Origin of the sequence: Flavobacterium limnosediminis JC2902 (genome assembly GCF_000498535.1) — a bacterium.
Taxonomy (GTDB): Bacteria; Bacteroidota; Bacteroidia; order Flavobacteriales; family Flavobacteriaceae; genus Flavobacterium; species Flavobacterium limnosediminis.
The window spans coordinates 268679-293713 of sequence record NZ_AVGG01000002.1 but is presented as its reverse complement, the minus strand read 5'-3'; the positions used below and the strand labels follow the sequence as shown (position 1 = coordinate 293713).

Here is a 25035-nt window from a genome sequence, read left to right as displayed (position 1 = left end):
ATTCAAGGTATGAGTAAGTATGTTTCGGCAGCAGAAGCTGTCAAAGTAGTGCAATCCGGTAACCGAATTTATGTGCAGGCTGCCGCTGCCGCTCCGTCTGTTTTAACGAAAGCGTTGGCCGAAAGAGCTTCGGAATTGCGAAATGTTGAGGTTTGTCACCTGCATACGGAAGGAGAAGCACCTTATGCAAATCCCGAATTGTCGGAAAGTTTTCATGTGAATTCGTTTTTCATCGGAAGTAATGTGCGTCACACACTGACTGCCGGAAACGGTTCCTATACGCCTGTTTTTCTCAGTGAATTGCCTCAGTTGTTCCGAAAAAAAGCAGTGCATTTAGATGTTGTCTTTATTCATGTTTCCCCGCCGGATAAGCATGGGTATTGCTCGTTAGGGGTTTCAGTGGAGGCTTCTTTGGCTGCTATTGAAAATGCCAAAATTGTAGTGGCACAGGTCAATCCGAAAATGCCAAGAACTTTTGGTGACGGTATTTTGCATGTTTCCGAAATTGATTATCTGGTGGAAGTTGATGAAGTAATTCACGGTCATGGCATGGCGGTGATTTCTCCGGAAGAAGAAAAAATCGGTGGTTTTGTAGCGAGTCTGATTGAAGATCGAAGCACGCTGCAAATGGGAATCGGTTCCATTCCGAATGCGGCTTTGGCAAAACTGACCAATCACAAAGATCTGGGATTGCACACCGAAATGTTCTCAGACGGCGTGATCGATCTGATTGAAAGTGATGTGATTAACTGCAATTATAAGGGCGTGAACCGCGGAAGGGCTTTGGCTACTTTTTTAATCGGTTCGCAACGGTTGTACGATTTTGTGAATGATAATCCGTTTATTGAAATGCGGGAGTCATCGTATGTGAATGATACGGCAGTAATCAGAAGAAACCCGAGAATGGTGGCCATTAATTCGGCTATCGAAGTGGATGTGACCGGACAGGTTTGTGCCGATTCCATAGGAGCAAAAATGTATTCCGGTGTGGGCGGACAAATGGATTTTATCCGAGGCGCTTCTTTAAGTGAAGGCGGGAAAGCAATCATTGCGTTGCCATCGGTAACCAAAAAAGGAGAAAGCCGGATTGTTCCATATTTAAAACAGGGTGCCGGAGTTGTAACCACGAGATCGCACGTCCAACACATTATTACGGAAAACGGTATCGCTAATTTATACGGAAAAACATTAAAACAACGTTTCGCCGAAATGGTTAAAATCGCACACCCCAACCATCAGGAATGGATTGAAAGGGAATACCATGCGATGCTGAAAGGCCAATAACAAAAAAGGGTTAGCTAATATATAGATGCTAACCTTTTTGTTTTTTATCTTTTTTTAAGGTGAAATGACCCTGATTAGTTCTGATAAGCGTGTTTGTAAGGTTGTCCCGAAAGGATTTTCAACATGTCTTTTTCCAGTGTTTCCATTGGTCGCTCTACGATACGATGAATTTCTTTTCCGTTTCTGTAGAAGATAAAGGTTGGTACATTGGTGATGTCCAGTCCTTTTTCAAACTGTTGCGGAGTGATTTTGTTCTTGTCGACAGCAATCAGGCTAACGTTGGCGTTGTCAAATTGCAGTGCCTCCAGGATTTTGTAAAAACAGGGGATTTGTTGCTGACTGTCTTCGCACCATGTCCCCATAAATACAGTAACGGAAACGCCTGTCATGTGCTTTTTTAATTCGGATAGGGTAGCGGCGTTTGGTTTGTAGTTTTCGTGATTCGGATTGTACCAAAGACTGTACGGATTTTTTAACAAAGCTTCCTTGGACTGCTTGCCTATTAATGTGTCTTTGGTTTGTACCACGGTGGTTTCCGAAGACATAATTGGAATCGGTTTTGATTGAGCTTTGCAATTCCATAATGAAACTGTCATGGCCAATAAAGTGACTGTCGTTTTCATAATTTTGATTTTTTCCGGAAACAGAGACTGATATTATAAAAGAGAATGTTGTGTCATGGCTTCCGGTTTCTCAATTCCCATTAAATCCAAAATAGTAGGAGCAATGTCGCCTAAAACACCATCGTGAATTTGTTTTAATTCTTTATCTACCAAAATAATAGGAACCGGATTTGTTGTGTGGGCGGTATTCGGGCTTCCGTCCGGGTTAATCATGGTTTCGCAATTTCCGTGATCGGCAATTACGATAGTTGTGTAATTGTTTTCCAGAGCGGTTTCGATGACTTCTTTCACGCAAACATCTACTGCTTCACAGGCTTTGATAGCTGCTTCCATAACGCCGGTGTGTCCAACCATATCACCGTTGGCAAAATTTAAACAAACGAAATCGACTTCCCCTTTTTTTAGTTCGGGAATTAATTTGTCTTTTATTTCGAAGGCACTCATTTCGGGTTGCAAATCGTATGTAGCTACTTTTGGCGACGGACAAAGTAAGCGTCTTTCGCCAATAAAAGGGGTTTCACGTCCTCCGGAAAAGAAAAACGTCACGTGCGGATATTTTTCAGTTTCGGCAATTCGGATTTGCAGTTTATTGTTGTATTCCAAAACTTCACCCAAAGTTTCAGTGATGTTGTCTTTGTCGTAAATCACATGAACATTTTTGAAAGTATCGTCGTAATTGGTCATCGTAACATAATACAACGACAGTTTGTGCATGTTTTGTTCGTGGAAATCCTGCTGTGATAAGGCTTCGGTTAATTGGCGGCCTCTGTCGGTTCTGAAATTGAAGAAGATAACCACATCGTCATCCTGAACCGTCGCAATCGGTTGGTTGTTCATGTCGACCATTAAAATCGGTTCGATGAATTCATCGGTAACATGATTGTGATAACTGGTTAAAATACTGTTTACCGCATCGATGGAATGGATTCCGGTTCCGTTTACAATCAGATCGTACGCTTTTTTAATTCGTTCCCAACGTTTGTCCCTGTCCATCGCATAATAGCGCCCGATAACGGAAGCCAGTTTTGCGGATGAATTTTGAAGGTAACTTTGTAAATCCTGAATGTATTTTGCGCCCGATTTCGGATCGACATCACGTCCGTCAGTGAAAGCGTGAACGTATACATTTTCCAGCCCGAAATCCTGTGCGGCATCCAGTAAACCTCTTAAATGTGAAGTATGAGAATGCACACCGCCATCGGAAACCAAACCTAAAAAGTGAACTTTTTTGTTGTTCTGCTTCGCGTAAGTAAAAGCGTCGTTAAGTACTTTTTCCTGGTTTAAGGATTTGTGTTCCACCGCCAGATTAATTTTTGCCAGATCCTGATACACAATGCGTCCTGCACCAAGGTTCATGTGGCCTACTTCGGAATTTCCCATTTGTCCGTCGGGTAAGCCAACATTTAAACCGTCGGTTCTTAATTGGGCATTGGGATATTTCGTGTATAAACTGTTGATGAACGGAACGTTGGCATTGTCTATTGCGGAAACTTTCGGGTCGGGAGATTTTCCCCAACCGTCCAAAATCATTAAAATTACTTTCTTATTCATGCTGTTACAGCCAGTTTTTGGCTTTGTTATAATCAATAAAATATTTAACACTCACAGAAAACGTATGGTTTAAATCGTTCTCTAAAGTATGTGCTAAGTTATCAATTATATTTTTATTTAAACGCTGTTCGTAATGAGTTGCGTTATTTCGGTACAAAACCGATACCTGACTGCCCGGAGCAAACCACCAAGTGTAGGATAAATCATAATTCCATGATTTGAAATTATCGTTGTTGTTTTCGTCGTAAGTGGTGTTCGGTTCGAAATAACCGTCCTCCAAAAGGGTTAGGTAGTTTTTGATTTCGGAATACGACCAATAATAACGCACTCTCAGATTAAAGGTCATTTTACTGTTCACGGCATATTTTCCACCGATAGAGTTTTCTATGGTTGTTACATCCCTGTTAGCAAAGATGATGTCGGTATCCTTATGGTCCACATAGCCTTTGTCGTCGTTGTCTCTGGCGATATTCAACCCGTAAGTAAGGAATAATTGATCGCTGAAACGGTAACGGGGACTCAGGTTAAACCCATAAGAATTGCGTTTGTCCTGATCGTAAACGTAGAAATACGGATTGAAATCTATGGCAAACGGATTGTTGTAATTGGAAGAATAATAAATCCAGCCGCCTATATTTTTAGGTCGGTAAACATAGCGTCCTGCGGTTCGCGGTTGGTAAAAATCGTAGGTTACAATCGGATTAATATCGACCCCGATTCCAAAGTCATCATTTCTTTTGTTCGATGCGTTCATGCTTCCGCTAAACCATGCGTTCTGAACTAATCCGGTGGTGTTTTGCCATTCTAAGGAACTGTTGGCGTTCAGGTAGAAAGTGTTGAAAATTTTGGTGGGATTCAAAATTCGATAACTGAAATTCGCAAATGCGTTATGGTAATTATTGGTGAAGTTGATCCCTAAATCGTTAATGTCAAAATCTTCGGAAACGTAATTCGCACCTGCGTTAAAACGGTATTTTCCGAAAGTTTTCGCGAGATAAATATTGGAACTGTATCCGTTTTTATCCTCGACGTCGTTAATGTGATTGTACTTGAAATTTCCCGAAAGTTTGTAGGTGTTTCCTTTGGTATTCAGGTCGAATAATAAAGCCGAAACGTTCGCATCCCTGAAACTGCCGTCACGGGTTACATTGGTGTTTACAAGGGTGATGGAGGAGTTTTTTCGGAAACGCTGATCGAATACCAATACGTTGTAATTGGCCAATGGTTCCACCACTACACCTCTTTTTTCTCCGGTTGCGGTATTGATTACGGTTGCTTTCGTTTCTTCGGTAACGGCATTCAGAACTCCGATACCCAATCCTTTGGATGTTCGTCCGGAAACTTTCAGGGCATTGAGCAGGTCAATGGCGGCCGGCATCTTCTCGATTTCTTCATTATCATTTAATGTCACATCCCCGGAAGGCGTGCTTCCGATTCTTCGCGAATAGAACAATCCGCCCTTGTTGAACAAATCGGTTCCTTCGGTAAAAAAAGAACGGTTTTCATTCAGTTGCTGTTCGAACGGACCAAGATTAAGGATTTTATTGTCAAAAGTGGTCTGACCAAAGTCAGGTACCAAAATCGCATCGAGGGTAAAAGAGTCGTTGATACCGTATTTAATGTCCATTCCCCCTTTAAAGGTGGTTTCGGTTCCGGCGTCATTATGATTTACGTAACTCGACGCATAAGGGATAAAGAATAGTCGTGTTGGCGGTTTTATATTTTCAATTCCGGTTAAGATTCCGGCCTGTTGTATGATGTTTCCAATGTTGGTGTCAATTTTATTCCAGGCGTATTTTTGTTTTTTGTAACGTACTTCCCTGAATATATTCAAGCCCCATGTTTGTTTGTCTTTTGATGAAAACCGGATGGCGGCATACGGAATTTTCATTTCAACCACCCAGCCGAAATCGGTCTGTTTGACTTCACTGTACCAAATCGCATCCCAGGAGTAATCTTCCCCGTTTTCCTGAGTGGCGATACAGTCCATTTGTGTTCCTGCGGCGCTGACTATAAGTCGGAAGTCCTGCTGTCCGTCATTATAACCGTTTAAAAATATTCCGAAATGATCGGACGTTCCGAAATTGTCCCTTTGGGTGATTTCCTTGAGGATGTTTTCTTTATTTTGGTATAACTCGGCTCCTATATATAAGCCCTCATTGTCATAGGCTATCTTTACAATAGATTTTTCTTCCTCGAGTTCTGGTTTTCCATTATCAGGCTGAAACATTACAAAATCTGTTGCGGATTGGGCATTGCTCCAGAATGGTTCGTCAAGTTTTCCGTCTATGGTAACGTTCTGATCTATTTTTAATGCAGTAAGAGTCTTTTTTTCGGGACTAGCTGGTGATGAGGCAGTTGGGTTTTCTTGTGAAAAAACTATGGAAGACCAAATAAAGCTTATTAATAATGACAGCTTTAATTTCATTTTTTGATTTTTTTGATGATTGACATGTCAAAGATAAATATTTCCCGAAACCCTTATAAATATTAAGAAATGTTTAACGATACAGATATTAAAGTGTCGATAAAATGTTAAATATTACCGATATAATGCAAAAAAAATTTGGAGGTTTAAAATATTTGTATACTTTTGACTCAACTTAATTACAGCATAACAATAAGATTATCAATGAATTACAGATTATTGCCATTTTTGTTTTTGTTTCTTTCATCGTTCAAACCCGTAACGGTAAAAGTAAACAGCGATCCGAAAGCTTTGGCTGCAAGTGCCAAATCTTCATTGGAATTAAAGGTTAAGAATTTATATGGTTCTTTGAATTTAAATTCTTTTACAATGCCCAAAATGGAAGCTTTTTCAAAAGGGGTAGAGGGTTATCTTCAGTTAAAGGAGCAGGGTGTTATTCAAAAGGATGTTTTGACTATTGTTGACTTCAGTTTGTCTTCGACTCAAAAACGTCTTTGGGTAATCGATATGTTGACTAATACGGTTTTATTGCAGTCGGTGGTATCTCATGGTAGAAACAGTGGCGAAGAATTTGCGACTTCTTTCTCAAATGAATCCAATTCCTATAAAAGCAGTTTAGGTTTTTACACGACCGGTGAAACATATAACGGTAAACACGGATTGTCTTTGAAATTGGACGGTCTGGAATCCGGAATCAACAGTAACGCCAGAAACAGAGCAGTTGTTATGCACGGTGCTGATTATGCGGCGGAAAGTATCATTAAACAACAAGGTAGATTAGGCAGAAGCCAAGGTTGTCCTGCGGTTCCTTATGCTATTCATAAAGAAATCATCAACCTGATTAAAAACAAATCCTGTTTGTTTATCTACCATCCTTCAAGAACCTACGAAAAACAATCAAAGCTGATTTCTTAGTTTTTGATATAATTCGGAATCGAGGTTGTAAATATCGTTTCGAAACTGAAATCCATTCTCATTCATCCACGCTGTCCAATACAGTACATGAATCTGAATGGATTTTTTTAATGGTATTCCCGAAGTTTTTCCGCTGGCAATAAGTTTTTCGACTCTTTTCTGATTCATAACACTTTGGTCGGTTTCCAGAATGTAGTAAGCCAGATCCAGCGGATTGTCCACACGGATACAACCCGAACTTAAAGCTCTTCCGCTTAATTCGAACAATTCTTTATGGTTGGTGTCATGGAGATAAACCAAATGGCCGTTGGGGAAATTGAATTTTACCAGACCTAATGAGTTGTTGCTTCCCGGTTTTTGTACGTATCTGTAATTGTTTGGTTTCGCTGCATTCCAACTGTATGGGTCAACTTGTTGCCCTTTTGAGTCGTAAATGGTTATTCTTGTAGATGCGAAATAACCTCTGTTCTTTGCAGCGGTAGGACCCAAATCCTCTTTTATGATTGTGGGCGGAACAGTCCAGGTGGGGTTGATCACAAGATTGCTGAATTTTGAAGACAAAACCGGAGTTTGGCGTTTTTCTTTTCCCACCACGATTTTGTGTGATCGTACCGTATCGTTCCCTTTTATGACATGTAATTTGAAATCGGGGATATTGATAACGATATAATTCTCGCCTAAATCTCTCGGAAACCATTTCCAGCGTTCCAGATTCGCAAGTATTTGTTGGGTTCGCTGTTCTTTTGTGAAGTTCAGAGCTGTAATCGTGTTGTTTCCGATGATTCCGTCAGCCAGTAAGCCATGTCGTTGCTGGAATTTTTTTACGGCAGTAGCGGTTTCATCGTCGTAAATTTTGGTCAGCACATCCGTTTCTGTGTAATCGCCCCAGTAAATGAGTCTTTTTTTGATGGCTTTAATGGTTGATGTGGTGTCGCCGGGCTTTATCTTATCTTCAATCGTGATGGGACTGAAGTCGTCACTCGGCATTTCATTTATTTTTTTCAGACTTTTTTTCAGAAGTTTGTATGCGACGTGGGTTGGTTTTAAGGTGTCCAATGTTGTCTCCACGGCATGATGTCGGATTGCTTCCTGAAGTAAGTCGATGGCTTTCAGTTTTTTGTTGCCGACGTCCCAGTTGGAATACAATTGTCTCGGATTCAATTTTCCGTTATAGAGGTGATTGGCCAATTTTTGAAAAGATTCGGTTAAAAGAATATCGTAGGCGATCAATTCGCCCGCGGTTAATTTTACTTTCAGGTTCTCTTGTTTTTCCAGAGAGCTGTAGTTGTAATCCTCCGGAGTCAGTCCTTCGTTTTCAGAATCTTTTATTAAGTCGATAAGTGCCTTTCGGTCTTCGTTTTCGGTCCAGACTGTTTTGAAAAGATTGTTGCGGTAGAATTCTTTTGTACGCTCCTGCTTGTCCCAAAGCACAGCACTGTCAAAGACTATTGATTTCGGAGAATAAATCGGGATGACTTTTAAAGTGTCCTGCTGGCTGTTTTTGGCCAAAGCAATCTCTTTTTTACAGTTTATAAAAAGTATCGGAAGTAAAAAAAAGAGGTATTTGTAGGACATGATTAATATTGTTTTTGCACCGTGAAAGTTACAAAAAATATGAGTTTTGTCATCGTTATTTAACATTTTAAAGGCGCTTGTACATTACGAAATGCGTGCCGATATCGTTTATTTCAAAAGGGTTTCCGTTGATTTTGTATCCTAGTTTCTCGTAAAAAGGAACTGCTTTTTCTCGGGCATTAAACCAGATCAGCTTTCCGTTTTTTTCTCTCACGTAATGCTCCGCTTTTTTAACCAATTGTTCTCCCAAACCCATACGCTGGTGTTTTTCCAAAACTGCCATACCACGCATTTGGAATTGGTTTTCTATTTTGCAATTGGGATAATTTGTTTTGTAGAGTGAGACCACAGCAAGCAATTCTTCGTTTTCTGAAAGACCAAAGTGGGCTGTTGTTCCCAAATTGTCCCCTTCGAAATGGCAACTTTCTATTGATTTGCCCGGTCTTAAAACGGGTTGTCTGACAGAAAATGTGTCTTCGGCTTCTATTTGTCGGATTAGAATCATGATTTTCCAGTTGTGTTTAGTGAGACTTTTTGTGTGCCTAATGGTTTAAAAATAAATCATTTATCTAATAGATGAAAAAACAGTTTAAAAGTTGCTTCAAAGTGAATGATATTTTTTTGAAAAAAGTTTGGTTTTAAAAAAAAATATTTGTCTATATTTGCACCTCAATAATGCGGAAGTAGCTCAGTTGGTAGAGCTCCAGCCTTCCAAGCTGGTTGTCGCGAGTTCGAGCCTCGTCTTCCGCTCCAAAACTTAGATGAAAGTTTTAAAAGATCATCAAATGCGGAAGTAGCTCAGTTGGTAGAGCTCCAGCCTTCCAAGCTGGTTGTCGCGAGTTCGAGCCTCGTCTTCCGCTCCAAAACTCAGATGAAAGTTTTAAAAGATCATCAAATGCGGAAGTAGCTCAGTTGGTAGAGCTCCAGCCTTCCAAGCTGGTTGTCGCGAGTTCGAGCCTCGTCTTCCGCTCAAAGCCCCAAGCGAAAGTTTGGGGCTTTTTTGTTTTTTATACGTTTGATTAATGGACAAACAAGGCCATTATTATCTCGAAAGCAATTAAAATAATGATGATCCACTCCAGTCGATGGCTTTCCCGTACGTTAAGAACATCGGTAAACAGCGTTAGGTTGTCTTCGACTATCTGTAAACGATAATCAAGATCTTTGAAACGGGGATGAATGTCAAAATTGTTCTTCAGGTTGCGGTTGAGCAGGTTGAGTTCTTCATTGTCCCAAACCAGATTGGGGTCGTCCAGAATGTACAGGTTGTCTACGATACTGTTTTTGACGTTCAATACTTTACCGATGTATTTCAGAAGATTGGTTTTTGAGATGCTGAGCCTTCCTTTTTGTTCCAGTTCCAATATGTAATGTTTTGAAGAGGTAATGAGATCGTCTGTCAATGCTTCGTAATATTCCAGTGCAACAGATTGTCCCGTGTTGAGCATAACAATTCGCAGGAGGGAAGAATCAATTTGCGAAACGGTCATGTAGTTGTTCTTAACTATTGTTTTGTTCAGGGTACCGTCACTTTCAATGGTGTATTCCTCCGATAAATTTAAATCGACAGGATTGGTGGCGTAATTTTTAACAAAGTTCAGGAATTCACTTTTGGCCACGGGATCGTAATTTGCGAAAACGACCACGCCGTAATCAAAAATATACAGATAGCGGTTGCTTTCCGTAAGAGCGTAAAATACTTCGGAGGTCGAACCTGAAAATACTTCGGTTCGGAATTCGGCACGAAACTTTTTGATATTGAAAGATTCGGCAATCTGCATTGCTTCGATCCTGATTTTCATAACAAACTGATTTATACAAATTTAAGAAAATTTATCTTACGAAATTCTGTTTGGCTTGTTGTTGTATCCGAATTGATGAACAGAATAAATAAATGGTAGGGAATTTTATTGGTCGAAAAGGCATTTAAACTATTTGTTTTGGTTTATTATGCTTTCCGTTTTTGAAAATATTTTGGCCGCAGATTTAAGGGTTAGCGCTGATGAATCCGTCTAAATCATTTTCATCTGCGGCGAAATAAAAGATTTTTAATTTCTGTATGTCAAACCAAAAGATGTGTTTCCTGGTTAAAGTGGTTTATTTCAAATCCGATAAATCGGCACCGGTTTCCAATTCGACGGCTTCCTGATTCTTTTTGAATAATCTTGCGGGAAGAGCTCCTTTTAAAACGATTTTATCTCCTTTGACTTCCAGCCAACTTCCTTCGCGCAATCCCAATACGGGCTGCGAATTAAAATGATGGAATTCATTAATACGGGTTTCCCGGGTTTCTCCCATATGGGTTGAGCCTTCAATCGGATCTAAATAATGCGGATTGATGTTGAAAGGAACAAACGCCAGTGTATTGAAACTCGGCGGATACACTATGGGCATATCGTTGGTTGTTCCCATGGTCAGTCCGCAGATATTGCTTCCTGCCGATGTGCCCAAATAAGGCGTACCGTTTTTAACCACTTTTTCTAAGGTTTCTATAATTCCGGTTTTGTATAACTGGGTTACAAGTAGAAAAGTATTGCCACCACCGGTAAAAATACCTTCGGCCTGTTGCAGTGCTTCTGTCGGATTTTCAAATTCGTGAATTCCTTTTACAGCGATACCGATTTGAGCAAAAGTATCACTGACCTTCTTCGTGTAGTCATAATGTGAAATGCCTCCTGGTCTGGCAAATGGGATAAAAAGCAGTTGAGTGATTCCTCTGAAATGTTTTTTTAGTGTGGGAAGCAGGTAGTCCAGATAGCTTCCGTCGTATAAGGTTGAGGTGCTGGCAATGATAATTTTCTTCATTTTCAAATATTTGACTGCAAAGGTAATTATTTTCAAAAATGCTTTGTAGGATTCGGATTTCTCATTTAACAAAAAATTACAAATCTGTTGGCACAAAATTGGGAAGGACAACTGATATTTTTATACTTTGGTAAATAAATTCTTTCCTTGCAATGGAAGAAATGTGTCTTTCTTTTTTAAAACAGCTGTTTTTTTAATCAGGAGTTAATGGTAATGCAATGGAATTTCATGGTTTATTGCCAAGTACTCTAAAATGATTGTGAATGAAAAATAAATTACTTTTTGTTATTTTTTTAATTGTGACGGTTTGTTCGGCTCAAGGGACCAGGCTTCTGAAAGGCCAGGTAGTGGCAGACATTAAAGACTTGCAGGGAATTAATGTGGTGAATCTTGCATCAAAGAAAGAAATAGCCACGGAATCCGGCGGATTGTTTTCCATTTATGCAAAACCCGGAGATACTTTGGTTTTTACCGCTGTGCAGCTGAATGAAAAACATATAGTTGTCGAAAAAGAAGATTTTGATTATCTGCCTTTTTTGGTAAAGATGAAAGTAAAAGTGATCCTGTTGCAGGAGGTTTTTATCGAAAAAAGCAATATTACCGCAGAAAGTTTGGGTTTGGTGCCGAAAGGAATGAAAACGCAATCGCCGGAAGAAAGAGCTGTAAAAAGATATTATACGGCACAAACGGGACCGTTAGAAGCTTTGATTTATGCCATAGACGGGACGGCCAAACGGCGGAAGAAAGAAATTGTAGCTGTCGTGGGGCGTCAAAGGTTGCAGCATAAACTGGAGTCGATGTACAGTCAGGCTTATTTTGTTGACGAACTCAAGATTCCATCAGAACACTTGTATGGGTTTTATGTTTTTGCTGCCGAAAATCAGGGATTTGAGAATGTTATGCAACAGAAAAACAAATGGCTGATAAAATTTGAATTGATAAAACTGGCTTCCGAATACATTAAAAACATATCCGATGAGAAGTAAAGTGCTTTTTTTCTGCTGTTTTTGTTATTAGCAAAGGTTTAGGATGTAAACAGGGGGTTGTTGGAAGGAATCGGATTTCTCATTTGACAAAAAACACAAATCCTTTGGCATTGCATTGGTAAGCCCCGTTGATGCTTTTGTATTGTGGTAAAAATCTTTTTCTATTGAAGAATGATTTTTTTGAAGTGTTGAGAATAGTCCGTATTCTGCATCGGTTCTGGAAAAAAGATTTTTTGTTTTGTATGTATAAGAAATTCAGATAATTAGCGTAACTTTAAGGTGTAATGTTTTCACTACAAGTCAGCTATGTTTTACAAAAGAGTTTACGGTAATGCGGTGGATTTTCATGGTTTATTGACCAATAACTCAAAAAAGATTGTGGATGAAAAATAAATTACTTTTCGTTATTTTTTTAATTGCGTCAGTTTGTTCAGCTCAGAATGTGAGGCTTCTGAATGGGCAGGTAGTAGCCGATGTAAAAGATATGCAGGGGATTAATGTGGTGAATCTTGCATCAAAGAAGGAAGTTGCCACGGAAGTCAACGGGTCGTTTTCAATTTATGCCAAGCCTGGTGATACATTGCTTTTAACAGCTGTTCAGCTGGGAGAAAAACGGCTTGTTGTTGAAAAAGAGGATTTTGATTATTTGCCTTTTGTGGTAAAAATGAAAATGAAAGTCACCCAGTTGGAAGAGGTGGTAATTACCCAAAGCAGTATTACGGCCGAAAGTCTGGGATTGGTGCCTAAAGGAATAAAGACCTATACGCCGGCTGAACGAAGGTTACAGACGGCGGGAGATTTTAAGACAATACATTTGTTGGGGATTTTGGGTGGGAGTTTACCCATAGATCCGATACTTAATAAAATAAACGGAAGAACCGACAGACTTAAAAAAGAAATTAAAATAGAACGTTCGGAACTGCTTCAGAAAAAACTTTCCGCACTGTTCGATGAAGCCTATTTCGTAGACGAATTAAAGATACCACCGTCGCAGTTGAATGGGTTTTATGTTTTTGCCGCCGAGAATGAGGCCCTGGCAGACATCGTAAAACAAAAAAACAAACCGCTGATACAATTGGAGCTGGTTAAACTGGGGTATGAATATCTTAAACGAATATCTGATGAAAACTAAAGTGCTTTTATTTTTGTTGCTGTTTTCGATAACAGTAAACGCGCAACATACAAACCGAGTATTGCTCAGGGGGACAGTGGTTTCTGATTCTGTCGATGTGGATAATATTATCATCAAAAATACGACGTCAAATAAAATTACGGTCACGGATGTCAAAGGGAATTTTAGTTTGTTTGTGAAAGAAAGAGATACGTTGGTTTTTAGTAGTATTTCCTTTGAATCCTCGATTTTGATTATCAGTAAGTTGCATCTTGAGGATAAAACGGTTAAAATACGATTGGCGGTTAAAATTAACGCACTCGAAGAACTTGTTGTACGGCCTTATGCACTGACAGGTAATCTTGAAACGGATTCTAAAAGCATCAAAGCCGAAGTGGTCAGTCTGGATACCCGTAAAGTGGATTTTTCAAACCCGTTGCCAAAATACAATAAGGTGGATAATTCTCTGGCACAGATTACGCCGGGAAGCGGAAACAGTTTCCAGGGTATCGATTTTGTTGCGGTGGGTAAAATGGCTAAAGAAGCTATTTTTAAACCCAAACCCAAAAAGGAACACATTGAATATGTATCCGAGAAAATATTTTCCGATGCGGTAAAAGAGAAATTCGACCCACAGTTTTTTACCGAAACACTTCATGTCAAACCGGAGGAAGTCGATTTGTTTCTTGCTTATTGTGATGAAACGCCTTCCGAAAACCGCGCATTGCTGAACCCCAAAAAAGAATTCGAACTGATCGAATATTTGCTAAAAAAAAGTGAAGAATATCATAAAAAAAATCAGTAAATAGTTTCTTTTATTACATTTGGCACATGAGGAAATTTTTTCAGTGCCTTTTTTTCGTGTTCCTTTTCGCAGCGCTCAGCTCTTTTGCGGTGCACAAATTTTATGTGGGCATCTATCAGATAACTTATTCAGACAAGAAAAAAGAGGTTCAGATAACGGCTCGAATCTTTATTGATGATATAGAAAAAGCACTGGAATCCAAATCCAAAAAGAAACTGTATCTGGCTACCCCAAAGGAAATTGCCGAAACCAACGGACTGATTAAAAGCTATCTGTCTGAAAAAATTCAACTCAAAGTAAACGGGAAGGTCAGAAACCTGAAATTTTTAGGAAAAGAAACCGAAGATAATGTCCTGATTTGTTATCTTACCACTCCGGTAACCGAAAAAATAACATCGGCGGAAATATACAATTCCGTGTTAACCGAAATATATTCCGAACAACAGAATATCGTTCACTTCACTATAAACGGCAACAAAAAAAGTCTGCTGCTAACGGATAGTGAACCGGACGGAAATGTAGAATTTTAGACAAAAACAAAACACAATAAAATATGAGGAAATCAGTATCCGTTTTTTCTTTGGTTGCGTTGGCAATCCCTTTTATTGCTTTAGCACAGGAAACAAAACCGGTAGAAAAAAAGCGCGAGCAAGGACATTATGACACGAATAAATTCAGTCAGATGTACCATGAAATGGCAACGCCCAATTCCTATCGAACGGCTTCGGGTGCTCCGGGACCGGCCTATTATCAGCAACAGGCCGATTATAAAATCGACATCGAACTGGATGATAAAAACACCAAATTATACGGAACGGAAACGATTACCTATCACAACAATGCGCCGGAAACACTGACTTATCTCTGGGTGCAGTTGGATCAGAATGAAAAGAAAAGGGACGGACAATCGCCATTAGTGCAAGGGCAAAGAGTGAATAACTCGATGGGTGCCGGAGAGTTCTCTAGACAATTCATGCAACAGCGATTTGACGGCGGTTTTAACATCGAGTATGTAAAAGATGCCAAAGGAAAACCAATGAAATACACCATCAATCAAACCATGATGCGTATCGATTTGGAGAAGCCATTGAAAAAAGGGGAGAAGGTTTCTTTCGATGTGAAATGGTGGTACAACATTAATAATTATATGGTAGACGGAGGACGTTCCGGATACGAACATTTCGATAAAGACGGTAATAACTTATATGTAATCGCACAGTTTTATCCAAGAATGGCGGTTTATAATGATGTGGAGGGATGGCAAAACATGCAGTTCTGGGGATCCGGTGAATTTGCACTGCCGTTCGGAAATTTTGACGTGAGCATTACCGTTCCGGCCGATCATGTTATGGAAGGAACCGGTGTGTTGCAAAACAGAAAAGAGGTGTACAATGCCGAGCAGGTAAAACGTTACGAATTGGCTGAGAAAACCTATGACAAACCCGTTGTGATTGTAACACAGGCCGAAGCAGAAGCCGCTGCAAAAGGTTTTTCAACTCAAAAGAAAACCTGGAAGTTCAAGGCAACTAATGTGCGCGATTTCGGATTCTCAACTTCAAGAAAATTCATTTACGATGCCATGGCTGTTAAACTGGAAAACGGAAAAACGGTAATGGCAATCTCTTGTTATCCACCGGAAGCCAATCCGCTTTGGGGCGATTATTCAACGCGTATTGTCGCACATACGCTAAAAACATATTCAAAATACACGTTTGATTATCCGTATCCGAAAGCGATTTCCATTTCTGCCGAAGATCAGGGAATGGAGTATCCGATGATTTGTTGGAATTACGGCCGTCCGGATGAAAAAGGCTACGTGAGTGACCGAATCAAATACGGAATGATGGGCGTAATTATCCACGAAGTAGGACACAATTTCTTCCCAATGATTGTAAATTCGGATGAGCGTCAATGGACCTGGATGGATGAAGGTTTAAATACTTTTTTGGAATATTTAACCGAACAAAGCTGGGATAAAAACTTCCCGTCAAGTCGCGGACCTGCCGCTAAAATTGTTCCGTACATGAGCGGTGACCAGAAATTTTTGGAACCAATCATGTCCAATTCGGAAACGATTTACAACTTCGGAGCTAATGGATACTCAAAACCGGCAACCGGACTGAATATTCTTCGTGAAACCATTATGGGGCATGAGTTGTTTGACCATGCGTTCAGAACCTACGCGCAGCGTTGGAAATTTAAGCATCCTACGCCGGAAGATTTCTTCAGGACGATGGAAGATGCTTCGGCTGTCGATTTGGACTGGTTCTGGAGAGGATGGTTCTATTCTACGGATTATGTGGATATGGGAATCAAAGAAGTGAAACAGTATTTTGTTACCGAAGATCCTTCCAAGGAAGTGAAAGAGCAATTCAATCGAAGAGGCCGAAAAATAAACAGTGGCGAACCAATGGTGTATATGGTTACTGATACAGCCGAAGATTTCAAACCGGAACTGAAAAAACCATTAAACATTCAGGAAGTGAAAACGCTGAATGAATATGTAAGCAAGCTAAGTCCGGAAGTGAGAAACGAATTGAAACAGCCAAAGTATTTCTATGAAGTGGAATTCGACAAGCCGGGAGGCATGATGATGCCGGTAATTGTAGAATTGCAGTTTGAAGACGGTACGACAGAAAACCATCATTTCCCGGTACAGATCTGGAGAAAAGGGAATGACACGGTAAAACGCGTTTTCGCTACGGAGAAACCGGTGAAAAAAATTCAACTGGATCCGAAACTGGAAACTGCTGATATCGACGTGACCAATAATACCTGGCCAAAAGAAGAAGTGAAATCAAAATTTGATGAACTTTCACAAAACGCAAAATAATTACCAAAGACCATCTTATTCAGGTGGTCTTTTTGGTTTTTAATAACAAATTCCATTTGAAAACTTTGTAACTTTGCGACATTACAACCTGTAATTATAAGATCATGTTCGGAATAGGAGGCGGAGAAATATTCTTCATTATATTGATAGCTTTGATGTTGTTCGGATCGGATAAGATTCCGGATATCGCACGCACTTTAGGAAAAGGTATGGCGCAACTTAAAAACGCGACCAACGATATCAAAAGCGAAATCCAGAAAAGCGCCGAAATGAACGGGTTGAATGATTTAACCGATTTGAATCCGATGAAACAATTGGACCTGACTTCCGATATCACCAAAGAAATTGATAAAGCCAAAGAGAATATTGAGGATATGACCGGACCGATTAAAAGACAGATGTAGTTTTGGAAAAAATTATTCATTTAGACAAGCAGCTTTTTGTTTTCCTAAACGGATTGGGTTCCGAACAATACGACGGATTGTGGCTGTTGATTACCAAGCAATTCCATTGGGCCCCTGTTTTTCTGTTTGTTTTTTACCTGCTTTACAAAAAATTGGGATGGAAGCACCTGCTTTTAATTCTTATTTTTATTGCCGTTACGATTGCTTTTACCGATCAGTTTACCAACTTGGTTAAAAATAATGTCCAGCGATTACGCCCTTGTAACGATCTGGAAATCAAAAATATTATCCGAATTGTAAAAGCAAGTGATACATTCAGCTATTTTTCGGGTCATGCGGCCAATTCGATGGCAACCACGGTGTTGGTGTTTTCCGTTCTGAAAAAATATTACAGGTATGCCTTCTTGTTGTTCCTGTTTCCGCTCATATTTGCGTATAGCCGTATTTATCTGGGCTTGCATTTCCCGGGCGACATTCTTTCCGGATACATTTTCGGAGCGTTGTTCGGATTCGGATTTTCAAAAATGTACTTTATTTTCAGAAAAATATACTTTCCCGATAGTTTATAAGGAGCGGGATGGCTTGGGATTTATTTGGTTTCCTTTTTCCTGCCGTCCGCTATATCTTTTTGCCCCGTTCTTTAAAGAAACGGGACAAAAAGGATGTCGCTCCCATCAGGGCTAAAAGCATACCATTTTAATTTCGGCAGTCTGTCTTCTGCAACCTGTAATCTGCCTTTTTTACACCACACGACTCATGGTCAAACCATCGCGAATCGGCAGTAAAACCGTTTCCACTCTCGGATCGTTTTTCAGGATTTCATTGTATTCCAGTAAGACTTTGGTGCTTTTGTCGTTGGCTTTCACTTCTTCTAACACTTTTCCGCTCCACAAAACATTGTCGGACAAAATCAAACCGCCTTTGTTCATCATCGGAACAATCATGTTGAAATAGTTGATATAGTTTTCCTTATCGGCATCAATAAAAACCAAGTCGAATTTTTTATTCAGCGTCGGAATAATTTCCAATGCATTGCCTAAATGTTGGTGAATCTGATTGCCCCACGGCGATTGATCAAAATATTTTCTCTGGAAATCAACCAGTTCTTCGTTGTTGTCAATGGTGTCCAGCGTTCCGTTTTCCGGTAAACCTTCTGCCATACACAAAGCCGCGTAACCGGTATAGGTTCCGATTTCAAGAATTGTCGTCGGTCGCGTGAGTTTCGAAATCATGCTAAGGAATCGTCCCTGAAAATGTCCGCTCAACATTCTGGGTTGTAATATTTTCTGGTGGGTTTCTTTATTTAAACGGGCTAACAATTCCGGTTCGTTTTCGGAATGCAACGCTACATAGTCTTCTAAGGCTTCGGATATAAAGTGCATTTATTTGATGTTTAAATTTTCAAAAAGAGTAAGCAGGTAATCAAGATTTTTGGTTTGGTCTTCTATTGCAGGATAGAGTACTATTTCGGTTATATAATCGTTTTTTATGCCTACTAGTGTCACAGCTTTCAGTCCGTTTCTCTTTTCATTAAAAACGTAGCAGGAATCGTTATTGTGAATTTTCTCAAATAAGTTTTTATTTACCTTATATCTGTGCGTTTCAAACGCAGCGTCCTTACTTAATAACTCGGCATCCGTTATGTTTGTTACGTAAAACTGATCTTCTTTTTTTCTTCGAATCCCAATTTCAATAAAATCTTTGTTTGTATTTTTCAGTCCAAGAAAGTGAGGGCTAACAGAGTGAAATTTTTTGATAGTATTCGTTTTTATCCAATTGTCATTAATGGTAACAGTGTCGGCTCTAAAACAATTTGCAAGCAATGTTTTGTTTACTGCTGAATCGTAAGTAATTGTTTCTTTTTTATTTTGACCGAAGGAATGAAAATTCATGACCAACGAAATAAGAATAAGGTATAGTGAGTTTTTCATTTAAAAAGTTTTCACACAAATTTACAAATTAAGCAATAACCAAATCCATAAATTGTAATTAACTTTGCGCCATGCAAATGGAAAAGAAGGATATACGCGCTTTAACCAAAGATCAATTACGTGATTTTTTTGTGGCGAATGGCGACAAAGCTTTTCGCGGGAATCAAGTCTATGAATGGCTTTGGCACAAACGCGCGCACAAGTTTGAGGACATGACCAATGTGTCCAAACACACTCGTGATATGCTGGAGGCGAATTTCGTAATCAATCACATTAAGGTGGATACCATGCAGCGCAGTTCGGACGGAACCGTGAAAAATGCCGTTCGTCTGCATGATGATTTAATCGTGGAATCGGTTTTAATTCCGACCGAGACCAGAACAACAGCCTGTGTTTCCAGTCAGGTGGGATGCAGTCTGGATTGTAATTTCTGCGCTACGGCAAGACTGAAACGAATGCGAAACCTGAATCCGGATGAGATTTACGATCAGGTGGCGGCCATCGACAGTGAAAGCCGTCTGTATTATAACCGACCGTTGTCCAACATCGTTTTCATGGGAATGGGTGAGCCGTTAATGAATTATCCCAACGTAATGAAAGCGATTGATAAAATCACTTCTCCGGAAGGATTGGGAATGTCGCCCAAACGAATTACGGTTTCGACTTCAGGTGTTTCCAAAATGATTAAGAAAATGGCTGATGATGACGTGAAGTTCAAATTGGCAGTTTCATTGCACTCCGCCGTTGAGGAAACCAGAAACGAAATCATGCCGTTTACCAAAGATTTCCCTTTAACCGGACTTCGGGAAGCGCTGGAATACTGGTACATGAAAACCAAAAGTAAAGTCACTTACGAATATGTGGTGTGGAAAGGGATCAACGACGATAAAAAATCGATTGACGCTTTGGTGAAATTCTGCAAATACGTTCCGTGTAAAGTCAACTTAATCGAATACAACCCGATAGACGATGGTCATTTTCAGCAGGCCTCGCAAGAAGCCATTGAGCATTATATCATCGCTTTGGAACGAAATAATATAGTGGTCAAAGTGCGCAGAAGCAGAGGTAAGGATATTGATGCTGCCTGCGGTCAGTTGGCTAATAAAGAAGGATAAATAAAAAAACGTTCGCCTGTAAAAAGCGAACGTTTTTTTATGCTGTTACCTTGGTTTAATTTCCAAACGTAAAGGTATAAGGTGCTCCGCCATCCATGGCAATGGTAGCGGTATTGTCGCAGTTTCCGTTTCCGTAATCCAATACGGCAATATGGTTGTTTCTCGTTATCGTAATTACGCCCGAAACCAATTTATGCAGACAATCAATTTCCACTCTTAAAGGGGTAGTTATAGTAGATATATGTGAACTGTTTGCTCCTGTGGTAGTCCAGTTTCCGGTAATCTGATATACGTTGTCCAGGAAAAGCAACGGCGTATCATAACCTTCGATTAATTCTCTTGTTCTTGTTCCTACTCTTGAGTACTCATTTCCGTTAGGGAGTGTGATGTCTAAATCCAAATCAATAACCACAACCGGGTGCGGAGTTGCAAGTGCAGCTGTAGCCTGAACTGTTCTGGAAAGTGTTTTGGTTCCTTCCACTAAGATGTCGTTGTAATAAAAATTGTTGAAATTGTAAGTCCACACATAAGGCGACTGATCGAAATTGGTGCTTCCGCTAACAATAATTTCCCCACGTAACATCGCTCCGTTATAATACTGACAACCGGTTGTGCCGAAGTTAATCACGCTGGTCCAGGTGTTTCCGCTTACGGTAGTGGTAACACTGGCACAATCGGGAAGGATAGACTGAAAGTTGGCCGTTCTGGCAGAACTCTGAGTGTTCAGTCGGTCTTCCGCTATTTCGGAGATATCGTTTGAAATGGCATCCATTTTGGCATTGGCGCTGATATCTTCTGTGGTTAATCGTCCGGAATCGTTGTTTTCTTCCTGATCTTTGTTACAGCCAATCAGGGAAAGGGCTGTTATAACTACAATTGATTTGAGTAAATTGCTTGTTTTCATGAGATTAGTTTTTTGGTTTAATTGATAGACGCAAAGTAAGTAAAAAGGTTTAACGGAAAAAGTGTATTTTTTATTTCATATAGAATTGTATCTTTGAGTCCTACGAAACGAATTATGACTGATATTTGTTTAAATAAGAAGTGCGAATGCGGATATCATCTTGTATCTGTGCAATATACAATCTCATAGGATGAAAGTCGTTGAACAGATAAAACAGCCCATTGGAGATGAGATGGAACTTTTCGAACGAAAGTTCCGGGATTCGATGTCTTCCAAAGTAGCACTTTTAAACAGAATCACGCATTATATCGTTAACCGAAAAGGAAAACAGATGCGTCCGATGTTTGTTTTTCTTACTGCAAAAATGGTCTCCGGCGGAATGGTAAACGAACGAACCTATCGCGGCGCTGCGGTGATCGAGTTAATTCACACTGCTACTCTGGTCCACGATGATGTGGTGGATGATAGTAACCGTCGTCGCGGATTTTTCTCTGTCAATGCGCTGTGGAAAAATAAAATTGCAGTGTTGGTTGGCGATTTTCTGCTCTCCAAAGGCTTGTTGCTTTCCATAGATAATAACGATTTCGACCTGCTTAAAATAATATCGGTAGCCGTTCGCGAAATGAGCGAAGGCGAATTACTCCAAATCGAAAAAGCCCGCCGACTGGATATCACTGAAGATATCTATTATGAAATCATCCGACAAAAAACAGCAACGCTAATTGCTGCCTGTTGTTCGTTGGGAGCATGTGCTGTTAATCCCGAAGATGCTGAGGTTGTGGAACGCATGCGTAAATTCGGAGAACTTATCGGAATGGCTTTTCAGATTAAAGATGATTTGTTCGATTACACCGACGACGCTATCGGAAAGCCAACCGGAATCGATATCAAAGAACAGAAAATGACCTTGCCGCTTATTTATGCCCTGAACCACTGTTCTTCCAAAGAGAAAAGTTGGGTAATCAATTCGGTAAAGAATCACAATAAAGACAAAAAACGCGTTCGTGAAGTCATTCAATTCGTGAAAGATAAAAACGGATTGGCCTACGCCGAACAAAAAATGGTGCAATTCCAACAAGAGGCACTTTTACTCCTGGAAAATTTCCCCCAATCTCCCTACAAAGAAGCCCTTACGTTAATGGTGAATTACGTGATCGAACGAAAGAAGTAGTGATCAGTGTTCAGTGATCAGTCGCAGTCACAGTGTGCAGTAATCAGGGATCGGTATTCAGTCGCAGTCACAGTAATCAGTTTTAAAATTTGTGTTCTGAATAAGCATGTCTAATTGGAATTTGGAATTTATTTTTAGTTTTTTTTTACTTTCATGCAACCATTTTCAAACTTCACTCGTCTATGCTAATAGAAGTCTGACTTAGAAATAAAGTCTGATTTTCTAACAATCTAAGAAGTCTAACAATCTAAGAAGTCTAACAATCTAAGAAGTCTAACAATCTAAATGAAAGTAATTGACTTACATCAGGACGAAAAGGAAATCATACAGTTGGCTGTCGAAAATAACCGACATGCCCAGCACAAGATTTATTCGCAATACGCTCCCAAGATGTTAAGTGTGTGCCGGCAGTACATAAAAGACGTGCATCAGGCTGAAGACATTATGATTACTGCTTTTATGAAAGTGTTTTCCAATCTGAAAGCTTTCGAACACAAAGGCAGTTTTGAAGGATGGATCCGACGGATTATGGTGAACGAAAGCATTTCCTTTTTAAGGGTTCAGAAACAGGTAAAGTTTACCGAAGATGAAAATTTCTTCGAAGAACGCTTCAATAACATCGAAAGCCAGTTTTCTGTGGCAGATATTCAGTTTTTAATTGACAATCTTCCCGATGGTTATCGAATGGTTTTTAACCTTTATGCGATAGAAGGATACAAACATCAGGAAATTGCCGAAATGCTCAATATCATTGAAGGTACTTCGAAATCGCAGTTGTCGCACGCCCGAAAAATGCTCCAAAGTCAAGTGAATAAACTTAAAAATTATGAAAATGGAACCGAATAAAATGGAAGAGGAATTCAGAAAAAAACTGAATGCGAGAGAGATTCAGCCTTCCGGTGCGGCATGGGACCGGTTGGATGCGATGCTTTCGGTGACCGAGAATAAAAAACCGAAACGCAACTTCAGATGGTTGTATATCGCTGCGGGTCTGGCACTGTTTTTCACGGTGGGTTTGTTTTTGTTTCAACAGGAAAAAAATACTCCGGAAATTCAGATGAATACTCCATCGGTTGTTATATCGGAAGAAAATAAGGAGGTTGGTGGAGAAACAATTCCTTCCGTTTCCCAACAAGTGATTTCGGAAGTAAAAAATGAGGTTGCAGTTGCGGAAAATAAGGACGTTTCTAAAACGAAGACGGATAAAAAATCAGCTGTAAAAGCGGCTCAAGATTTTCAACAACAGAATGTGAAAGAAGAAATCGCTCAGGTCATTCCGCAAAATGAACCGGAAATTCAAAAGATCACAGTTGATACTGAAAAGTTATTGGCTGATACCGACAAACCTAAAGAAAAACCTCAGGTGAAAGTCAGCGCCAATTCGTTGCTTTCCTCTGTGGAAGGAGAATTAAATCAGGAATTCAGAGAAACAGCCTTACAGCGTTTGAACCGCAATTTCAAAACGGTAAAAACGGCTGTAGCAAACAGAAATTACGAATAATCAATCAAAATCGAACCGTTAAATTTTAAAATTATGCAAAAGATTATCTTTTATGTAGTGCTCTCGTTATGCTTTTTTGTAAGCAAAGTCACTGCGCAGGAAACCTTTGAGCAACGTGCTAAAGCCATTGCCAAGAACATTGAAACTATCACGAAAGAAGAAAAACTCGCCTTAAAAGAAAAAGTGGATGATGTTAACGAACAGTTGGAAGCAGGGAAACTCACCCAGGAAGAGGCCGATAAAATGAAGATAGAGTTGGCTACCACACATGCCAAAAATATTGAAGAAAGAGTTGGTGAAGAACAGGAGAAGCTCAATGTTTTGGTGCAGGAAAAAGTGGATGGGAGATTAAAGGATACAATTAAAATGGAGAAAAAAATTTCGTTTAGTATTCCAGGGGATTACGATAATTATAAAAAAACCAAGAGAACGACTTCCCAGTTTGTACTAGCGTTCGGTGTTAATAATTTGGTAACCAACGGTGCCATTGCAAACTCAGATTTCGGTTATTGGCGTTCAACGTTTTACGAGTGGGGGATTACCGGAAGAACCCGATTAGGTGCTGAAGACAGTCCGGTTCATTTCAAATACGGTTTTTCATTTATGTATAATATTTTACACGCTACCGATAACCGTTATTTTGTGGATAAAGGAGAGGAAACGGTATTGGAGACTTTTCCGGTCAATTTGAAGGACGACAAGACGTATTTTAAGAATGTGTTTTTTTCGGTACCGCTTCATTTGGAATTTGATTTTTCTAAGAAAAGAGAAATTAACGGAAAAATGTATCGCAGGTCACATAAAGGATTCCGATTCGGTACCGGTGGATTTGTAGGTATTAATACGAATTCAAAACAGTTTTTAGGTTATGACGTGGATGGCTATGAAATTAAGGAGCGACAAAAAGGAGACTGGAATGTAAACGAGTGGACGTACGGACTCAGTACTTATGTGGGGTATAAAAACACAAGTTTGTATCTGAAATATGACTTGCAGCCCATGTTTGAAAATAATGCGGTAGATCAAAATAATATATCCCTGGGATTGCGTTTTGATTTCAATTAAATTTTTTGAGTTAAATACTTTTTTTGCA

At 39.7% G+C, this 25035-nt stretch carries 24 protein-coding genes and 3 tRNA genes; 17 read left to right on the top strand and 10 right to left on the bottom strand.

Annotated elements, in window-relative coordinates; all coding sequences use genetic code 11:
* The first annotated feature begins 9 nt into the window (after positions 1-9).
* Entirely contained in the window at positions 10-1284 is a 1275-nt protein-coding gene (locus FLJC2902T_RS04080; protein WP_023578505.1) for an acetyl-CoA hydrolase/transferase family protein, read from the top strand.
* Between the two features lie 74 nt (positions 1285-1358).
* Here FLJC2902T_RS04080 and FLJC2902T_RS04075 read toward each other — a convergent pair whose 3' ends face one another.
* The 3 genes from FLJC2902T_RS04075 to FLJC2902T_RS04065 are packed head-to-tail and all read right to left on the bottom strand — an operon-like array spanning position 1359 to position 5886.
* Positions 1359-1907, bottom strand: a complete 549-nt coding sequence (locus FLJC2902T_RS04075) for a thioredoxin family protein (RefSeq protein ID WP_023578504.1) — start codon at positions 1905-1907, stop codon at positions 1359-1361.
* Between the two features lie 33 nt (positions 1908-1940).
* A complete protein-coding gene (gpmI, locus tag FLJC2902T_RS04070; RefSeq protein ID WP_023578503.1) occupies positions 1941-3458 on the bottom strand; it encodes a 2,3-bisphosphoglycerate-independent phosphoglycerate mutase in 1518 nt (505 codons plus the stop codon).
* A 4-nt stretch (positions 3459-3462) separates the two neighbouring features.
* Positions 3463-5886, bottom strand: coding sequence for a DUF5916 domain-containing protein (locus tag FLJC2902T_RS04065; RefSeq protein WP_035677091.1), 2424 nt, complete (start codon positions 5884-5886; stop codon positions 3463-3465).
* Positions 5887-6090: 204 nt separating this feature from the next.
* Here FLJC2902T_RS04065 and FLJC2902T_RS04060 point away from each other — a divergent pair, with 204 nt between their 5' ends.
* Entirely contained in the window at positions 6091-6801 is a 711-nt protein-coding gene (locus FLJC2902T_RS04060) for a murein L,D-transpeptidase catalytic domain family protein (protein WP_035677088.1), read from the top strand.
* Here FLJC2902T_RS04060 and FLJC2902T_RS04055 read toward each other — a convergent pair.
* Positions 6784-8376, bottom strand: a complete 1593-nt coding sequence (locus FLJC2902T_RS04055) for a L,D-transpeptidase family protein (RefSeq protein ID WP_023578499.1) — start codon at positions 8374-8376, stop codon at positions 6784-6786. The genes FLJC2902T_RS04060 and FLJC2902T_RS04055 overlap by 18 nt on opposite strands.
* Before the next feature lie 67 nt (positions 8377-8443).
* Positions 8444-8881, bottom strand: a complete 438-nt coding sequence (locus FLJC2902T_RS04050; protein WP_023578498.1) for a GNAT family N-acetyltransferase — start codon at positions 8879-8881, stop codon at positions 8444-8446.
* A 172-nt stretch (positions 8882-9053) separates the two neighbouring features.
* Between FLJC2902T_RS04050 and FLJC2902T_RS04045 the strand changes: the two genes are divergently transcribed.
* From FLJC2902T_RS04045 to FLJC2902T_RS04035, 3 genes are all read left to right on the top strand, one after another.
* A tRNA-Gly gene (locus tag FLJC2902T_RS04045) sits at positions 9054-9129 on the top strand.
* A gap of 34 nt (positions 9130-9163) precedes the next feature.
* Positions 9164-9239, top strand: a tRNA-Gly gene (locus FLJC2902T_RS04040).
* Positions 9240-9273: 34 nt separating this feature from the next.
* Positions 9274-9346 (top strand) — tRNA-Gly (locus FLJC2902T_RS04035).
* 49 nt (positions 9347-9395) lie between these two features.
* Here FLJC2902T_RS04035 and FLJC2902T_RS16005 read toward each other — a convergent pair.
* Together FLJC2902T_RS16005 and pepE are read right to left on the bottom strand one after the other, a co-directional pair.
* Complete coding sequence (locus FLJC2902T_RS16005; protein ID WP_023578497.1) at positions 9396-10178, bottom strand: RMD1 family protein; 783 nt, start codon at positions 10176-10178, stop codon at positions 9396-9398.
* A gap of 295 nt (positions 10179-10473) precedes the next feature.
* On the bottom strand, positions 10474-11181 hold the full coding sequence (gene pepE / locus FLJC2902T_RS04025; protein ID WP_023578496.1) for a dipeptidase PepE: 708 nt from the start codon (positions 11179-11181) through the stop codon (positions 10474-10476).
* A gap of 263 nt (positions 11182-11444) precedes the next feature.
* Between pepE and FLJC2902T_RS04020 the strand changes: the two genes are divergently transcribed.
* The 7 genes from FLJC2902T_RS04020 to FLJC2902T_RS03990 all read left to right on the top strand — a co-directional run bounded on the left by FLJC2902T_RS04020 (position 11445) and on the right by FLJC2902T_RS03990 (position 17889).
* Entirely contained in the window at positions 11445-12167 is a 723-nt protein-coding gene (locus FLJC2902T_RS04020) for a hypothetical protein (RefSeq protein ID WP_023578495.1), read from the top strand.
* Between the two features lie 382 nt (positions 12168-12549).
* Entirely contained in the window at positions 12550-13299 is a 750-nt protein-coding gene (locus FLJC2902T_RS04015; RefSeq protein ID WP_035677085.1) for a hypothetical protein, read from the top strand.
* The gene (locus FLJC2902T_RS04010) at positions 13289-14083 is read left to right on the top strand and encodes a hypothetical protein (RefSeq protein WP_023578493.1); all 795 of its coding nucleotides are present in this window, start codon (positions 13289-13291) and stop codon (positions 14081-14083) included. Before FLJC2902T_RS04015 ends, FLJC2902T_RS04010 begins: the two co-directional genes overlap by 11 nt.
* 26 nt (positions 14084-14109) lie before the next feature.
* Positions 14110-14613, top strand: coding sequence for a DUF6702 family protein (locus FLJC2902T_RS04005; protein WP_035677082.1), 504 nt, complete (start codon positions 14110-14112; stop codon positions 14611-14613).
* A gap of 23 nt (positions 14614-14636) precedes the next feature.
* On the top strand, positions 14637-16916 hold the full coding sequence (locus FLJC2902T_RS04000; RefSeq protein ID WP_023578491.1) for a M1 family metallopeptidase: 2280 nt from the start codon (positions 14637-14639) through the stop codon (positions 16914-16916).
* A 104-nt stretch (positions 16917-17020) separates the two neighbouring features.
* Complete coding sequence (locus FLJC2902T_RS03995; protein WP_023578490.1) at positions 17021-17320, top strand: twin-arginine translocase TatA/TatE family subunit; 300 nt, start codon at positions 17021-17023, stop codon at positions 17318-17320.
* Between the two features lie 2 nt (positions 17321-17322).
* A complete protein-coding gene (locus tag FLJC2902T_RS03990; RefSeq protein ID WP_023578489.1) occupies positions 17323-17889 on the top strand; it encodes a phosphatase PAP2 family protein in 567 nt (188 codons plus the stop codon).
* 171 nt (positions 17890-18060) lie between these two features.
* Here the strand turns inward: FLJC2902T_RS03990 and FLJC2902T_RS03985 are convergent, their stop codons facing one another.
* On the bottom strand, positions 18061-18702 hold the full coding sequence (locus FLJC2902T_RS03985; protein WP_023578488.1) for an O-methyltransferase: 642 nt from the start codon (positions 18700-18702) through the stop codon (positions 18061-18063).
* A complete protein-coding gene (locus FLJC2902T_RS03980) occupies positions 18703-19251 on the bottom strand; it encodes a hypothetical protein (RefSeq protein ID WP_023578487.1) in 549 nt (182 codons plus the stop codon).
* Between the two features lie 71 nt (positions 19252-19322).
* On the opposite strand from FLJC2902T_RS03980, the gene rlmN reads away from it, so the two are divergent.
* Positions 19323-20366, top strand: coding sequence for a 23S rRNA (adenine(2503)-C(2))-methyltransferase RlmN (gene rlmN, locus FLJC2902T_RS03975; RefSeq protein ID WP_023578486.1), 1044 nt, complete (start codon positions 19323-19325; stop codon positions 20364-20366).
* Between the two features lie 55 nt (positions 20367-20421).
* On the opposite strand, the gene FLJC2902T_RS03970 is transcribed toward rlmN, so the two are convergent.
* Positions 20422-21270, bottom strand: coding sequence for a hypothetical protein (locus FLJC2902T_RS03970; RefSeq protein ID WP_023578485.1), 849 nt, complete (start codon positions 21268-21270; stop codon positions 20422-20424).
* Positions 21271-21460: 190 nt separating this feature from the next.
* On the opposite strand from FLJC2902T_RS03970, the gene FLJC2902T_RS03965 reads away from it, so the two are divergent.
* The 4 genes from FLJC2902T_RS03965 to FLJC2902T_RS03950 all read left to right on the top strand — a co-directional run bounded on the left by FLJC2902T_RS03965 (position 21461) and on the right by FLJC2902T_RS03950 (position 25007).
* Positions 21461-22441, top strand: a complete 981-nt coding sequence (locus FLJC2902T_RS03965) for a polyprenyl synthetase family protein (protein ID WP_023578484.1) — start codon at positions 21461-21463, stop codon at positions 22439-22441.
* A gap of 285 nt (positions 22442-22726) precedes the next feature.
* On the top strand, positions 22727-23287 hold the full coding sequence (locus tag FLJC2902T_RS03960; protein WP_023578483.1) for an RNA polymerase sigma factor: 561 nt from the start codon (positions 22727-22729) through the stop codon (positions 23285-23287).
* Complete coding sequence (locus FLJC2902T_RS03955; protein ID WP_155958854.1) at positions 23274-23942, top strand: hypothetical protein; 669 nt, start codon at positions 23274-23276, stop codon at positions 23940-23942. The genes FLJC2902T_RS03960 and FLJC2902T_RS03955 overlap by 14 nt, the downstream gene beginning before the upstream one ends.
* Before the next feature lie 33 nt (positions 23943-23975).
* Complete coding sequence (locus tag FLJC2902T_RS03950) at positions 23976-25007, top strand: hypothetical protein (RefSeq protein ID WP_023578482.1); 1032 nt, start codon at positions 23976-23978, stop codon at positions 25005-25007.
* Positions 25008-25035 lie beyond the last annotated feature (28 nt).